This window comes from Agrobacterium tumefaciens (genome assembly GCF_013318015.2).
GTDB classification, from domain to species: domain Bacteria; phylum Pseudomonadota; class Alphaproteobacteria; order Rhizobiales; family Rhizobiaceae; genus Agrobacterium; species Agrobacterium tumefaciens.
Map to the genome: position 1 here is coordinate 316470 of NZ_CP115842.1, position 14347 is coordinate 330816.

A 14347-nucleotide genomic window follows, 5' to 3' on the forward strand; every position below is an offset into this window, starting at 1 on the left:
CCTCCCGGATCCCGGCACACACTTGCGCCGGCTCCCGCGGTCGCCTCCCAAAGCAACCCTGGGAACAGAGTAGGAGCGTTCAAATATTAGTTCTATTTAGAAAAACAGATTTTTCTTTTAATTTTTCTAACAAACTATCAAGCTGATTTGCGCAGCATCAGATCGGCACTGAGGAGAATGCGCTCGCGCATCCGTGTCGTGTCATCCGCCTCTTCGTTCAACTTCTGCAGAAGAAGTTCGATCGATAGCCTGCCGATCTCGTTGTAATTCTGCGCCACCGTAGTAATCGGCGGGCAGGCATAACGCGAAAGCGGATGATCGTCATGGCCGGCGACCCTGAGATCGTAATCCGTGCCATGGCCGACCCTGATGCCCTTCTGGAAGGCGGCGGCGATGACCCCGAAGGCGATACGGTCATTGGCGCATAAAATAGTGCGCGAGGGCAAATGCCCTGCTCCATCCAGCAACCGGGTCGCTTCATCAAAGGCGAAACGCTCGAAATCCCAGGTTACGGTGCCGGGAACACCGATGACATGCGGCTCGAAACCAAGACGCTGCATCGCCTCCTCATAGGCCGTGCGGCGCGTTGCGGCGTTGGTATTGACCTGCGGCATGTCGAAGAAACAGGGCGGCTCGCCCGAACGGCAGAGATAATCCACCATCAGCCCGACGCTCTGGCGGTTGTCGGTGCCGACGAAGGCCGAGGTCTCGTCGAGTGGAGAATCGACATAAACGATCGGTATGCTGGCCGCCAGCTGCTCTAGCGTGGCGCGATGGGACTTGACGCCGAGCGGAGCGATGATGGCGCCCGCGACATTCATCGACTTGAAGGTGCGGATGGCCCGATCCTCGATTTCCGCCTTGCCGTCGGACGACAGCACGAAGGCAAGGAACCCCGCCTCGTTGGCGATGAGTTCGATACGGCTCGTCAGCGCCATGTAGAACGGGTCGGTTGAGTTGGGAATAATGATGCCGATGATATTGGAGCGGCGGCGGTTGAGGTTGACGGCGAAGATATTCGGTCGGAAGCCCGATTTCTTCAGCGCATCCTCGATGGCATCCCGCGTCTTCTTGCGGACCGAGGCCGGATCATTGAAGTATTTCGAAACAGTCGGGCGGGAAAGGCCGACGAATTCCGAGAACTCTTCCATCGTCCTGATAGATTTGGCCAAAGTGCTTGCCCCCATGAAATATTACATGTGGTACTCTATATCGACCGGCCTTCGCACGAAAAGCCGGTCGAATACGGTTATCAACGCCCAAACGATCATTCGGCTGCAAATTGCACTTTCATCGTGGCCGGATCGGACGGCTTTTTCATAAAGAACGGCAGCATATCCGAAAGCGGCAGCCGGTGCGACACCAGCCGGGCCATGACATCGCCATCCGTTTCCAGAATGGCAAGCGCCTGCGGTATGTTGCGGTTCAGCGAATGTGAGCCGACAAGCTTCAGCTGCCGCCGGAAGATTTCGAAAGGCGCAACCGAGATACGGGCATCCGGCGCGCAGACACCGAAAAACAGCGCCGTGCCGCCATCCGCGACCAGCGGGATCATTGCTTCCGCAACAGCTGCGATGCCGGTCGCATCCGCCACGAAATCGAACGCCTTCTGTTGGCGCAGCAGCGCCTCAGACCCGGAAACCGCCGTCTGAAGTCCAAGACTTTCAGCGAAGTCCAGCCTGCTTTCGTTGATGTCCGCAATCGTCACCGTCGCAATGCCTCGTGATTTCAGCGACAGGGCGAGCAGCAGGCCGATGGGGCCGGCGCCAAAAACAAGCGCATTGCCCGGCACCGACCCAATCTCGCCAATACCCGCGCTCTGCATGCCGTTGACGACGCAGGCGAGCGGTTCGGCAAGTGCTGCCACGTGATATGGCATGGAACCTATGCCATGCAGTTGGTCGGCGCGCACCACGCTGAATTCCGCAAAACCGCCATTGTGGGAAACACCATAGGCCTTCAGCGTGCTGCAAAGGTTGGTAAGCCCTTTCCTGCAACTGGGGCAGGTGCCGCAGGGCAGATTGGGATTGACGACAACCCTGTTGCCGACCTTGATGCCTGTGACATCTGCCGCCACCGCCGCGACTTCACCGGCATATTCATGGCCGGGAATGACGGGAAAGGCACCGTCACCGTAGCGCGCATGCAGCACGTCGATATCGGTATGGCACAGCCCCGAAGCCTTGACCCGGACAAGGGCATGCCCCGGTGGTAGATCGGCGACGGGCACGTCCGTAAGGACGGCTCGTCCCTTCTCGACGAATTGAATCGCACGCATGGTCATCTCCGGCTTTTCAGCTCATCCAGTTGCCGCCGTCGACATTATATGTCTGGGCGAGAATATAGTCGCTGTCTGAAGAGGCGAGGAAAACTGCAAGGCCCTTGATGTCATCAGGCGTGGCGAAACGGCCGATCGGCACGGATTTGGCCACCGCCGCCTTCTTCTCACCCGGCTTCAAGCCTTCCCATTTGGCGAAATGCGCATCGACCACTTCCCAATGCTCGCCATCCACGACACCCGGCGCAATCGCATTGACGTTGATGCCGTGTTTGACGAGCGCCAGCGCCGCCGACTGCGTGGCGGAAATGATCGCCGCTTTGGAAGCGCAATAAAGCGTCACGAGCGCCTCACCGCGCCGACCGGCCTGGCTCGCCATATTGATGATCTTGCCGCCGCGCGCACGCGCGATCATGACATTGGAGACGGCCTTCATCATGAAAAGCGGCCCCTTGAGATTGATGTCGAAAACCCGCTCGTAGCTTTCTTCGGTAATGCCGTTGATCGGCGCCATATCGAAGATCGCGGCATTGTTGACGAGAATATCGATGCCGCCGAATTCCTCATCGACCGCCTTTACAACCGCATCGATCTGACCAAGGTCAGTCACGTCCAGACGGATGGCCTTGGCGGATGGGCCTATAGCGGCTGCAGAAGCGGTCGCCCTGGCAATATCGATATCGGCGATGATGACCTTTGCACCCTCATCGGCGAAAGCCTGCGCAAAACCAAGGCCGATGCCGCGGGCGGCGCCGGTAATCAGCGCGACCTTGTTCTTCAATCTCATGTCGATCTCCGTGATGCATGGCGGGTAATGGATGAACTCGGCCATGCGCGTTTGTGTTAGATGCGATTTTCTCACTCCCCTCATTCCTGTGCTTGTCACAGGAATACAGCCGACGCGCGTCTGCGTGGCGAGAGAGTCCTTTTCAGCCCAAGGGCTTGGGCTGACTGGATTCCTGTGACAAGCACAGGAATGAGGGCGGCGGGTGCGCCAGCCCCACCCATGCCGCCCGCCGCCAAAGTGACGAACGGGCGGCACGCCGGGAGGACGCGGCTACTTGATGTAGCCCGCGCGGGTCATGTCACGCTCGACCTGTTTCTGGGCGCCTTCGAGCGCCGTATCGACGGTCTGCTGGCCGGAGAGTGCTGCCGCAATCTGCTGGCCGACAACCGTGCCGATCGACTGGAATTCCGGTATGGCGACGAACTGCACGCCGGTATAGGGAACCGGATCCTTTGTCGGCTTCGACGGATCGGCGGACATGATGGCTTTCAGCACCGTATCCGCAAAGGGTGCGGCTTTCTTGTATTCTGGCAGCTCATAGGTGGATTTGCGCGTACCGGGCGGCACGGCGACCCAGCCTTCGCTTTCGCCGACCGTCTTCACATAGTTCTTCGAGGTCGCCCATTTAACGAATGACTTGGCGGTTTCGAGCTTCTTCGTGGTGTTCGGAATTGCAAGGTTCCATGACCACGACCAGCTCGATCCGTTCGGCGTTGCCTCTACCGGAGCACGCGTGAAAGCGGTCTTGTCGGCAACCTGGCTCTGTTTGGGATCGTAGATACGTCCCGCAGCCGAAGTAGCGTCGATCCACATGGCGCAATGGCCGGATGCGAACAGCGTCTGGTTCTCGTTAAAGCCGTTGGTCGCCGCCCCGGGCGGGCCGTAGGAGGTCATCAGCGCAACATAATCCGAGATCGCCTTTTTCCACGGCTCGCTCGTCAGCTGCGGCTTCCAGTCCATGTCGAACCAGCGTCCACCATAGGTATTGATCATGGTGCCGAGGAAAGCCATGTTCTCGCCCCAGCCCGGCTTGCCGCGCAGGCAAATGCCATATTGCTGTTTCGACTTGTCCGTCAGCTTGGCCGCGAAGTCCTTGATCTGGTCGTAGCTCGGATTATCAGGCATTTTCAGGCCGGCCGCGTCGAACAGGTCCTTGCGGTAAAGGGTGAACGAGCTTTCGGTATAAAACGGCACCGCGTAAAGCTTGCCGTCCACCGTCAGGCCTTTTTTGATCGGATCGAGCAGATCGGCGTAATCGTAATCGTCGCCGAGATCATCGACCGGAGCCAGCCAGCCCTGCTTGCCCCAGATTGGCGCTTCGTAACCGCCGATGGTCATGATGTCGAACTGGCCGCCATTGGTGGCGATATCGGTGGTGACGCGTTCGCGCAGAACATTCTCTTCCAGCACGATCCAGTTGATCTTGTTTCCTGTTTCCTTCTCCCAGGCGCTGGAAAGCTTCTGCATGATGATCATGTCGCCATTGTTGACGGTGGCGATGTTGATTTCTTCCGCCTGCGCAAGTCCGGCCAAAAGGCCCGCTCCAACCACAGACGACGACAGAATTCCAATGAATTTGCTCATGAGACCCGCTCCTCCTTTACGGATGTCCACGCATAACAATACATGCGTAAATTTTTATCTCGCAAAATCGCGCCATTTGTCAACATCCAAAAATAAACTGTGACGTGAGCACTCTTGGATATATTGCTATAACTCGCTGTTTTAAAGTTGATAATGTCATCAAAAATAATTACATGATCCGCTTTACTTGCTGCATCGCAACAAAAACATCATCAAAAAATATCTTGACGCGCGTAAATTTTAACTGATATCCGGAAAATAACAGAGCCGGGACGCCGGGGATTTTTACCCACCGGAAAGGTGGGAGCCGAATGCATATGGAGGAGATGATGAGGCAGGTATCCGCACTTGCGCCGCACGCGAAAGGCCCGACCATTACGGCGGGTGAAATCCTCGTGGAAATCATGGCGACGACAGTGGGCGACGGCTTTCTCGAGCCGCAAACGCTGATCGGCCCCTTTCCAAGCGGCGCGCCCGCCATTTTCATCGATCAGGTCGCGCGTTGCGGCGGCAGCGCCGGCATTATCGCGGCTGTTGGAGATGACGATTTCGGCCGCCTCAACATCGAGCGGCTGCGCCGTGACGGCGTGGACATATCGGCCATCGCCATCATTGCGGACCGGCCGACCGGCAGCGCTTTTGTCCGCTACAGGGAAAACGGCGCACGGGATTTCGTTTTCAACATCGCCCATTCCGCAGCGCGCGAAACGCACATGACTGATAAGGCGCAGGCCCTCATCGAACAGGCCGGCCATGTGCACGTCATGGGATCGGCGTTTGCGATTACCGGTATCGGCGAGATCATTCTCGAGGCGATCAAAAGCGTCAAGGCGCGCGGCGGCTCGGTGTCTTTCGATCCGAACATCCGCAAGGAACTGGTGCAGGGTAACGAGGGCCGCAAGCTGATCGACGATCTCCTTGATGTCACCGACCTTCTGCTGCCTTCCGGCGAAGAACTTCAAGCTGCCTCCGGTCTGGATGACGAGGACACAGCGATAGAAAAGCTCCTCGCCTCCGGTATCGGCGAAATCGTGCTGAAGCGCGGCGCGCAAGGCGCCAGCCACTTCAGCCGCGCCTATGGCCGCATCGACGCCCCCGGACTGACGGTCTCCGAAATCGATCCGACCGGCGCCGGCGACTGTTTCGGCGCAACTTACCTCACCTGCCGCCGCCTCGGCATGCATCCCGAAAGAGCGCTCGCCTATGCCAATGCATCCGGCGCGCACAACGTCATAAAGCGCGGCCCCATGGAGGGCGCTGCCAGCCTTGCCGAACTTGACGCCTTCATGACCGCGCTATTGTCGGAGGAAGTCCTATGACTGCCATTCTGGAAATCCTCGCCGCCGCGCGCCGTGCCGGCAAGCCCGCAGGCATCACTTCGGTCTGCTCTGCCCACCCCGTTGTCCTGCGCGCCGCAATCCGCCGCGCCGCTGCCGGTCAAACAGCCGTGCTGATCGAGGCCACCTGCAACCAGGTCAATCATCTCGGCGGTTATACCGGCATGACGCCGCGCGACTTCGTTACCTTCGTCAACAGCATTGCGCAGGAAGAAGGACTGCCCGGCGAGCTCCTGATTTTCGGCGGCGATCATCTCGGTCCCAATCCCTGGCGCAAGGAGAAAGCCGAGGACGCGCTGACAAAAGCAGCCACCATGGTCGAAGCCTACGTCACAGCCGGTTTTCGCAAGATTCATCTGGATGCGTCGATGGGCTGCGCCGGTGAGCCGGCCGCACTGGATGACGTGACCATTGCCAATCGTGCGGCAAAACTCGCGGCTGTCGCCGAAAAGGCAGCCGCCGAGGCGGGGCTGCCAAAACCGCTTTACATTCTCGGCACCGAAGTGCCGGTGCCGGGCGGCGCCGATCACGTGCTCGACACGGTGGCGCCCACCGAGCCGCAGGCGGCGCGCATGACCATTGACCTGCACCGTGAGATATTCGCGCAGCACGGTCTTTCCGATGCGTTCGAACGGGTCATCGCCTTTGTCGTGCAGCCCGGCGTGGAATTCGGCAGCGACAATGTCGTCGCTTACAATCCGGATGCGGCCACGGCGCTCAGCGCCGTACTGGACGGCGAACCGCAACTGGTCTTTGAGGCACACTCGACGGATTATCAAACGAGAGCAGCGCTTGGCGCCCTTGTGCGCGATGGATATCCGATCCTGAAAGTCGGTCCGGGGCTGACCTTCGCTTACCGCGAAGCACTCTACGCTCTCGATATGATCGCATCCGAGATGGTCGGCGGCTATGGCGACCGGCCGCTGGCGCGGACCATGGAACAGCTGATGCTCGGCGCGCCCGGCGACTGGCAGGGTCATTACCATGGTGATGACATCACGCTCAGATTGCAGCGTCACTACAGCTACAGCGACCGCATTCGCTATTACTGGACAAGGCCCGAGGCGCTCGCAGCCGTTTCCGCCTTGCATAAGGCGCTTGACGGGAAGACAATTCCCGAAACCCTGCTGCGCCAATACCTCGGCGAGCTGCCGCTCGCCACGGTTGCAGGCAAGGATATGGAGGAGGTTCTGATCGCCGCGGTGGATCAGGTGCTAGCAACCTACCATGCGGCGACGGGCGAAGGTCGCTGCTAAGACAATCGTCAAGTTAAATTCGGATGTCCCGGCGGGGACGTTGCGGGTATCGGTCATGGAGGGGACTACCAATGGCAACACGAAACACGAGCGGTCTGGCGCGGGTTATGCTTGCGCCTTCGGTGCTGCTTTTGCTGGTGTGGATGATCGTGCCCCTGGCGATGACGCTGTGGTTTTCGTTCCAGAACTACAATCTGCTCAACCCTGCCAATGTCAGCTTCGCGGGCCTGTTCAATTACCAGTATTTCTATACCGATCCGGCCTTCTTCCAGTCGATCTTCAACACGCTTGCCATCGTCGGCGGCGTGCTTCTGATCACCGTCATCGGCGGTATTGCGATTGCGCTTCTGCTTGACCAGGACATCTTCGGTCAGGGCATCGTGCGCATCATGATCATCTCGCCCTTCTTCGTCATGCCGCCTGTTGCGGCGCTGGTGTGGAAGAACATGATCATGCATCCCGGTTACGGCGTGCTTGCCGATCTGTCCCGCTTCTTCGGCCTGCAGCCGGTCGACTGGTTCGCGCAGTTTCCGCTGCTCTCCATCATCATCATCGTCGCCTGGCAATGGCTGCCCTTTGCCACGCTGATCCTGCTCACCGCCCTCCAGTCGCTCGATGGCGAGCAGAAGGAAGCGGCCGAGATGGATGGCGCCAACTTCATCAACCGCTTCATCTACCTGACGCTGCCGCATCTTGCCCGCGCCATCACCGTCGTCATCCTCATCCAGACGATCTTCCTGCTCGGCGTTTACGCGGAAATCCTCGTCACCACCAATGGCGGCCCCGGCTATGCCTCGACCAACCTTGCCTTCCTCATCTATCGCACGGCGCTTCTGGGCTACGACGTCGGCGGCGCATCGGCCGGTGGCATCATCGCCGTCGTGCTCGCCAATATCGTCGCCATCTTCCTGATGCGCGCCGTCGGCAAGAACCTCGACCGTTAAGGAGAAGCGATCATGGCCCGCAAGACAACGACACGCGCAAAGATCGGCTTCACCATCGCGGCATGGGCCGTGGCGTTGCTGCTGTTCTTCCCGATCCTTTACGCCTTCCTCACCTCGATCAAGACCGAGCCGGAGGCGATTGCAGGCTTCAGCCTCATTCCCTCGGGCACGCTCGAAAACTACATCACCGTGCAGACCCAGCGCGATTACTTCAAGCCGTTCATGAACTCGGTCGTGCTGTCGCTCGGCTCGACGATCATCGCGCTCATGATCGCCATTCCCGCCGCCTGGGCCATGGCATTCTCGCCGACCAAACGCACCAAGGACATTTTGATGTGGATGCTCTCCACCAAGATGATGCCGGGGGTGGCGGTGCTGGTGCCAATCTACCTGATCTTCCGCAATGCCGGCCTGCTCGATACCCGCATTGGGCTGACCGTCATGCTCACCTTCATCAACCTGCCGATCGTGGTGTGGATGCTTTATACCTACTTCCGCGAAATCCCCGGCGAGATCCTGGAAGCAGCCCGCATGGATGGTGCCTCGCTCTGGAACGAGATCGTGCATGTACTGACCCCAATGGCGGTTCCGGGCATTGCCTCGACGCTGCTCCTGAACGTCATTCTTGCCTGGAACGAATCCTTCTGGACCATCCGGCTGACGACCACCAATGCGGCACCGCTGACGGCCTTCATCGCCTCCTTCTCCTCACCGCAGGGGCTGTTCTGGGCCAAGCTCTCGGCCGCCTCGATGATGGCGATCGCCCCCATTCTCGTCATCGGCTGGTTCTCGCAGAAACAACTCGTGCGTGGCCTCACCTTTGGCGCCGTGAAATAAGGAACGACAATAATGGGCAGCATTTCCCTTCAGAACGTGTCCAAGCTCTTCGGCGAGGCAAAAGTCATCCCGTCGATCGATCTCGACATCCATGACGGCGAGTTCGTCGTCTTCGTCGGCCCATCCGGCTGCGGCAAGTCAACGCTGCTGCGCCTGATTGCCGGGCTGGAAGACGTCTCCGGCGGCAGAATAGTCATCGACGGCAACGATGCCACCGAAAAGGCCCCGGCCGAGCGCGGCCTTGCCATGGTGTTCCAGTCCTATGCGCTCTATCCGCATATGAGCGTCAGGAACAACATCGCCTTCCCGCTGAAGATGGCCAAGCTCGACAAGGCCGTCATCGACAAGAAGGTCGACGATGCCGCCCGCATCCTCAACCTCACCGATTATCTCGAACGCCGGCCCTCGCAACTGTCCGGCGGCCAGCGCCAGCGCGTGGCCATCGGCCGCGCCATCGTGCGCGAACCGAAGGCGTTCCTGTTTGACGAGCCACTCTCCAACCTCGATGCGGCGCTGCGCGGCACCATGCGGCTGGAAATCTCCGAGCTGCACAACACGCTGAAGACGACGATGATCTACGTCACCCACGACCAGGTGGAAGCCATGACCATGGCCGACAAGATCGTGGTCCTCAACCGCGGCAATATCGAGCAGGTCGGCTCGCCGATGGAGCTTTACCGCTCGCCCGCCAACCTCTTCGTCGCCGGCTTCATCGGCTCGCCGCGCATGAACCTGGTGACCGGCGATTACGCCCGGCAAAAGGGTGCGACCACCGCCGGCGTGCGGCCCGAGCACCTGACGCTGTCGAAAGAAACCGGGCTGTGGCAGGGCAGGGTCACGGTCGCCGAGCATCTCGGCTCCGACACCTTCCTCCACCTCGACGTCCCCGGCATCGGCCCCATCACCGCCAGAACCGACGGTGAATTCGAATGCAAACACGGCGATACCGTCTTCATCACACCAGATGATGCCAAAATCCACAGGTTCGATGACAAGGGCATCGCGATATGACGCCTTAAGTTCAGGCCTCGTCGATCCTGACACCGTTTCGGTCAAAAACATGAAGCCGTTCCTGCGGGAAACCGACCCGCATGGACTTGCCCGGCTGCAACAGCGCCCGATCAGACGAAAACAGCTTGAAGGGCAATCCATGCACGGTCAGGTGCAGGATGATGCCGAGACCCGTCGGCTCGACGAGATCGACGGTCGCCTCGACAGCACCATCCGCAGGCGAGACGGTGACATGTTCCGGCCGGATACCGAGTGTGACCGGCTCACCATCGGCAAGCTTCACGTCGCGGCCGAGTTCGAGGCGTGTGCCATCGCCGAGCACGACGAAACTACCGCCATTCTCCCGTCCGAGCCGTCCTTCCAGAAAATTCATGCCCGGCGAACCGATAAAACCAGCGACGAACAGATTGGCTGGGCGATCGTAGAGATCGAGCGGTGCGCCGATCTGCTGCACATGGCCGGCATTCATCGCGACGATACGGGATGCTAGCGTCATCGCCTCGATCTGGTCATGGGTGACATAAACCGAGGTGGCGCCGAGATCAGCATGCATGCGCTTGATTTCGGCCCGCATCTGCTCGCGAAGCCGTGCATCGAGGTTGGAGAGTGGCTCATCGAACAGAAAAGCCTTAGGCTGGCGCACGATGGCCCGGCCCATGGCGACGCGTTGGCGCTGGCCGCCGGAAAGCGCCTTCGGACGGCGCGCCAGATAGGGATCGAGACCGAGTTTCGCCGAAGCACCGGCCACGGCCGCCGCGATTGTCTCCTTGGTGCTGCGGCGCAGGCGCAGGCTGTAGCTCATATTGTCGGCGACGCTCATATGCGGATAAAGCGCATAGGACTGGAACACCATGGCGATATCCCGGTCCTTCGGCTTGCGGTCGTTGACGCGCTCACCGTCGATGGTCAATTCGCCCGCTGAAATCTCCTCCAGACCGGCGATCATTCGCAGCAGTGTCGATTTTCCGCAGCCGGAAGGGCCGACGAGGACGATGAATTCGCCGTCCTCGATCTTCAGATCGACCCCGTGCAGGACCGCAAGGTCGCCATAGGTCTTGCCGACATTCTTCAGCTCGATGGAAGCCATGGGATTATCCTTTCACCGCGCCGGCCGTCAGGCCCTGCACGAGATAACGTTGAATGAGCAGGAAGAAGAGACAGGCCGGAATGAGCGCCAGCACACCCGCCGCCATCATCTGCCCGAAATCGACGGAAAATTTTGAAACGAAGGTCAACAGCCCGACCGGGAATGTGGCGCTCTGGTTGCCCGAAATCAGCATCAGCGCAAACAGCAACTCGCTCCACGCGGCGGTGAAGACGAATCCCAGCGTCGCAGCGATGCCCGGCAATGTCAGCGGCAGGATGATCTGGCGGAATGCCGTGAAGCGGCTTGCCCCGTCGATCATCGCCGCCTCTTCCAGATCCTTCGGAATACCGTCGAAGAATGACTGCATGAGGAAAGTGGCAAACGGCACGTTGAAGGCGGTGTAGACGATGACGAGACCCGTCAGGCTGTTGGTGAGGCCGAGCGGCGACAGCATCTTGAAGATCGGCGCGACCAGCATGACCAGCGGAAACATCTGGGTAATCAGCATCAGCGCCACGATCCAGTATTTGCCCTTGAAGCGGAACCGCGACAGCGCATAACCGGACAGTGACGAGAGCACCGTAACGGCAAGTGCCGTGGAGCCGGCAACGATGACGCTGTTCTTAAAAAATGTCGGGAAGGCACTGTTTTCTATGACATATCGATAATGATCCAGCGTCGCGTGCGACGGCCACATTCGCACGCCTTCGCTATAAAGCAGGTCATTCGGCGTGACCGAGACCTTGAGCAGCCAGAACAGCGGAAACAGCGCAAAGACGATATAGGCGAGGATCGCCAGGCGATGGGCAAGGGTGAGGAATATCCTTGATGTCATCGGTCAGTCCTTCTCGATAAGGCGTTGGCGCAGGAGCACGATGAGCATGGAATAGGCCAGAAGCAGCACCAGAAGTACCAGCGCGATGGCCGAGGCATAACCGAAATCGAGCCGCCGGAAGGCCTGCGTGAAGATGTAGCTCGCAACGATCTGGGTGCGGTCTGCCGGTCCGCCATTGGTCATAACGATGATGAGATCGGCAAAATTGGCGATCCAGACGGTGCGCAGCAAAACGGTGATGGCGATGGTGGGTGCGAGAAATGGGAGGGTGATGGAGGTGAAGCGCTGCAACGGGTTTGCCCCGTCAATGGAAGCGGCCTCGTAAAGATCACGCGGGATCGCCTGAAGTGCGGCAAGCAATGTGATGGCGAAGAAAGGAATGCCCCACCAGACATTGGCGATGATCGGCCCCCACATGGCAAGCTGCGGATCGGCAAGAATATTGTTGGGCGCGGAGAGAAGCCCGAGCGAGACCATCCAGTGCGGCAGCGGTCCTATGACCGGATTGAACAGCCAAGCCCAGTTGAGACCGGCAAGAAAGGTTGGCACGGCCCATGGCAGAAACACCAGCGCCTGGGCCAGCCCCCTGCCCGCGAACGGCTTGTCCAGCAGCAGCGCCAGAATGAGACCAAAGAAAAACTGCAGGAATACCGAAGCCCCCGTCCACCACAGCGTATTTTTCAGCGCCCGGTAAAAGGCCGCATCCTGCGACAGTGCCTCCAGATGTTTCAAGCCAACGAAACCGCCGGAAAAAGGATTGAGCAGCTGCACGTCGCGAAACGCATAGGACAGGCCGAGCACCAGCGGCACCAGCATGACGGCAACAATGAGCACGAGAACCGGCGCACTATAGAGCCAGGGTTCGGCCCAGTCGGCAAAACGCTGCATTGCCGGCTTGCCGACGCGGTTGCGCGCGGCCACGGGTCCGGCGCCATGGGCATAGGACATGATTGATCGCTCCTGATCGGACGGCGGGGCGGACAGGTTTTTCTAACGCTTCTGGCCAGCCGGTCCGCACGTTTTGAAATGGGGCCTGCCGTTTGGGACAGCCCGCAAGAACGGCCGCGCGGGTTCAAACCTCGCGCGGCCAACCGTGTGGTTTATTTGGAGGCGAGGAACTTCTGCTGCGCCTTCGTCATATAGTCAGCCCATTGCTTGGCGAGGTCTTCCGGTGAGATATCGCCAAGAAGCGCTTCCTGCGATGTCTTGATAACCAGTGAATCCTTGAAGAATGCGAATTCCTCAAGATAGGTCGGCATCTTCGTCGGCACGGCGTTCTTGTCCGCCAGTTCGTCGAACCAGCCCTTGAACTGCTCGCTGGCGTAGAAGGGGTCCTTCTCCGCCGACTTGTGCACCGGCAGCGCACCCGTCTTCTTGTTCCACTCGATATTGCCTTCCGGCCCTTCCAGCGTCTCGACCAGTTTCCAGGAGAGGTCCTTGTTGGCGGATGCCGACATGATCGACCAGCCGGCGAAACCGATGGTCGGGAAGGTCTTGCCGTCAGGTCCCTTCGGCATGGTCATGACGCCGAAATCTTCCGGCTTCATGCGCTGGGCAATGGCGATAAGGGCGTCCGGATCCTGATCGAGGAAAGCGCAGGTGCCGGAATAAAAGCCCGCGACGATCTCGTTGAAGCCCCAGTTGACGCTGTCTTTCGGCGCCAACCCGTTCTTGTAGAGATCGATCACATAGGTCAGGCCCTTCACCCAGCCAGGGCTGTCAAAGGTGGAGGTGCCGTCCTTGGTGAAGAACTCGTTCGATCCCGCCATGGACGCGCCGAACATGACCCAGCCGTTAAGTCCGCCCGGCCCGCCACGCAGGCAATAACCGTATTTGCCGGGAAGTGCTGCAACCTTCTTGGAGGCATCGGCGAATTCGTCGAGCGTCTTCGGCGGCTCCTTCACTCCAGCCTGTTCCAGCAGTTTCTTGTTGTAGAACATGGCCCGGAGATAAAAGCCGTAGGGAAGCATATAGGCCGTGTTCTTCACATCACGGCCGAGTTCCAGCGTGCGTTCACTCAGACCCTTGGTGTATTCCCATTTGGCGAGGTAGGGTTCGAGACTTTCGAGCATGCCGTTATTGGCATAAAGCGAAAGCCAGGTGTCGGGCATTTCCATGACATCAGGCACATCGCCGGCGGAGACCATCGTGGCGAATTTCTGGAAGGCCTCGCTCCAGGGCAGCGAGATGATCTCCACCTTGGTGCCGGGATTGGCAGTTTCGAACTTCGAGACGATGCCCTTCAGCGTTTCCGTCCGTTCGGGACTTGTAATGACCTCGACCAGTTTCAAGGTCGTATCCGCCAGCGCCGTTCCGGTCATCAGGGCGGTAAAGATTGCTGCTGCTACCAGTTTTTTCATGTCGTTCTCCCCTTTTTGTCGTCAGTTTTAA

General features: G+C 59.3%; 13 protein-coding genes. 5 read left to right on the forward strand and 8 right to left on the reverse strand.

Annotated features, from left to right (window positions below; genetic code table 11):
- Positions 1 to 137: 137 nt before the first annotated feature.
- The 4 genes from G6L97_RS15065 to G6L97_RS15080 all read right to left on the reverse strand — a co-directional run bounded on the left by G6L97_RS15065 (position 138) and on the right by G6L97_RS15080 (position 4649).
- Positions 138 to 1151, reverse strand: a complete 1014-nt coding sequence (locus tag G6L97_RS15065) for a LacI family DNA-binding transcriptional regulator (protein ID WP_019566487.1) — start codon at positions 1149 to 1151, stop codon at positions 138 to 140.
- A 116-nt stretch (positions 1152 to 1267) separates the two neighbouring features.
- Entirely contained in the window at positions 1268 to 2278 is a 1011-nt protein-coding gene (locus G6L97_RS15070; protein ID WP_174003211.1) for a D-altritol 5-dehydrogenase, read from the reverse strand.
- Positions 2279 to 2294: 16 nt separating this feature from the next.
- Positions 2295 to 3065: a galactitol 2-dehydrogenase gene (locus G6L97_RS15075; protein WP_025595922.1), complete on the reverse strand. Its 771-nt coding sequence runs from the start codon at positions 3063 to 3065 to the stop codon at positions 2295 to 2297.
- A gap of 270 nt (positions 3066 to 3335) precedes the next feature.
- Positions 3336 to 4649, reverse strand: coding sequence for an ABC transporter substrate-binding protein (locus G6L97_RS15080; protein WP_013761438.1), 1314 nt, complete (start codon positions 4647 to 4649; stop codon positions 3336 to 3338).
- A gap of 311 nt (positions 4650 to 4960) precedes the next feature.
- Between G6L97_RS15080 and G6L97_RS15085 the strand changes: the two genes are divergently transcribed.
- From G6L97_RS15085 to G6L97_RS15105, 5 genes are all read left to right on the forward strand, one after another.
- A complete protein-coding gene (locus G6L97_RS15085; RefSeq protein ID WP_174003213.1) occupies positions 4961 to 5968 on the forward strand; it encodes a tagatose kinase in 1008 nt (335 codons plus the stop codon).
- On the forward strand, positions 5965 to 7242 hold the full coding sequence (locus G6L97_RS15090; RefSeq protein WP_174003216.1) for a D-tagatose-bisphosphate aldolase, class II, non-catalytic subunit: 1278 nt from the start codon (positions 5965 to 5967) through the stop codon (positions 7240 to 7242). The genes G6L97_RS15085 and G6L97_RS15090 overlap by 4 nt, the downstream gene beginning before the upstream one ends.
- A gap of 71 nt (positions 7243 to 7313) precedes the next feature.
- The gene (locus G6L97_RS15095) at positions 7314 to 8186 is read left to right on the forward strand and encodes a carbohydrate ABC transporter permease (protein WP_013761441.1); all 873 of its coding nucleotides are present in this window, start codon (positions 7314 to 7316) and stop codon (positions 8184 to 8186) included.
- Between the two features lie 12 nt (positions 8187 to 8198).
- A complete protein-coding gene (locus tag G6L97_RS15100) occupies positions 8199 to 9023 on the forward strand; it encodes a carbohydrate ABC transporter permease (protein ID WP_003510506.1) in 825 nt (274 codons plus the stop codon).
- A gap of 12 nt (positions 9024 to 9035) precedes the next feature.
- Positions 9036 to 10034 carry an ABC transporter ATP-binding protein gene (locus tag G6L97_RS15105; protein ID WP_272438485.1) on the forward strand — a complete coding sequence of 333 codons (999 nt, stop codon included), beginning with the start codon at positions 9036 to 9038 and terminating at the stop codon, positions 10032 to 10034.
- Between the two features lie 10 nt (positions 10035 to 10044).
- On the opposite strand, the gene G6L97_RS15110 is transcribed toward G6L97_RS15105, so the two are convergent.
- From G6L97_RS15110 to G6L97_RS15125, 4 genes are all read right to left on the reverse strand, one after another.
- Entirely contained in the window at positions 10045 to 11121 is a 1077-nt protein-coding gene (locus G6L97_RS15110; protein WP_025595914.1) for an ABC transporter ATP-binding protein, read from the reverse strand.
- Positions 11122 to 11125: 4 nt separating this feature from the next.
- Positions 11126 to 11956 carry a carbohydrate ABC transporter permease gene (locus tag G6L97_RS15115; protein WP_003510396.1) on the reverse strand — a complete coding sequence of 277 codons (831 nt, stop codon included), beginning with the start codon at positions 11954 to 11956 and terminating at the stop codon, positions 11126 to 11128.
- 3 nt (positions 11957 to 11959) lie between these two features.
- Positions 11960 to 12904, reverse strand: coding sequence for a carbohydrate ABC transporter permease (locus tag G6L97_RS15120; RefSeq protein ID WP_097100229.1), 945 nt, complete (start codon positions 12902 to 12904; stop codon positions 11960 to 11962).
- A gap of 152 nt (positions 12905 to 13056) precedes the next feature.
- Positions 13057 to 14316, reverse strand: coding sequence for an ABC transporter substrate-binding protein (locus G6L97_RS15125; RefSeq protein WP_003510621.1), 1260 nt, complete (start codon positions 14314 to 14316; stop codon positions 13057 to 13059).
- Between the last annotated feature and the right edge of the window lie 31 nt (positions 14317 to 14347).

Excerpts from the sequence above, each read along its gene's own strand:
- G6L97_RS15065 (WP_019566487.1), bottom strand. The coding sequence starts at position 1,151 with ATGGAAGAGTTCTCGGAATTCGTCGGCCTTTCCCGCCCGACTGTTTCG.
- G6L97_RS15070 (WP_174003211.1), bottom strand. The coding sequence starts at position 2,278 with ATGCGTGCGATTCAATTCGTCGAGAAGGGACGAGCCGTCCTTACGGAC.
- G6L97_RS15075 (WP_025595922.1), bottom strand. The coding sequence starts at position 3,065 with ATGAGATTGAAGAACAAGGTCGCGCTGATTACCGGCGCCGCCCGCGGC.
- G6L97_RS15080 (WP_013761438.1), bottom strand. The coding sequence starts at position 4,649 with ATGAGCAAATTCATTGGAATTCTGTCGTCGTCTGTGGTTGGAGCGGGC.
- G6L97_RS15085 (WP_174003213.1), top strand. The coding sequence starts at position 4,961 with ATGCATATGGAGGAGATGATGAGGCAGGTATCCGCACTTGCGCCGCAC.
- G6L97_RS15090 (WP_174003216.1), top strand. The coding sequence starts at position 5,965 with ATGACTGCCATTCTGGAAATCCTCGCCGCCGCGCGCCGTGCCGGCAAG.
- G6L97_RS15095 (WP_013761441.1), top strand. The coding sequence starts at position 7,314 with ATGGCAACACGAAACACGAGCGGTCTGGCGCGGGTTATGCTTGCGCCT.
- G6L97_RS15100 (WP_003510506.1), top strand. The coding sequence starts at position 8,199 with ATGGCCCGCAAGACAACGACACGCGCAAAGATCGGCTTCACCATCGCG.
- G6L97_RS15105 (WP_272438485.1), top strand. The coding sequence starts at position 9,036 with ATGGGCAGCATTTCCCTTCAGAACGTGTCCAAGCTCTTCGGCGAGGCA.
- G6L97_RS15110 (WP_025595914.1), bottom strand. The coding sequence starts at position 11,121 with ATGGCTTCCATCGAGCTGAAGAATGTCGGCAAGACCTATGGCGACCTT.
- G6L97_RS15115 (WP_003510396.1), bottom strand. The coding sequence starts at position 11,956 with ATGACATCAAGGATATTCCTCACCCTTGCCCATCGCCTGGCGATCCTC.
- G6L97_RS15120 (WP_097100229.1), bottom strand. The coding sequence starts at position 12,904 with ATGTCCTATGCCCATGGCGCCGGACCCGTGGCCGCGCGCAACCGCGTC.
- G6L97_RS15125 (WP_003510621.1), bottom strand. The coding sequence starts at position 14,316 with ATGAAAAAACTGGTAGCAGCAGCAATCTTTACCGCCCTGATGACCGGA.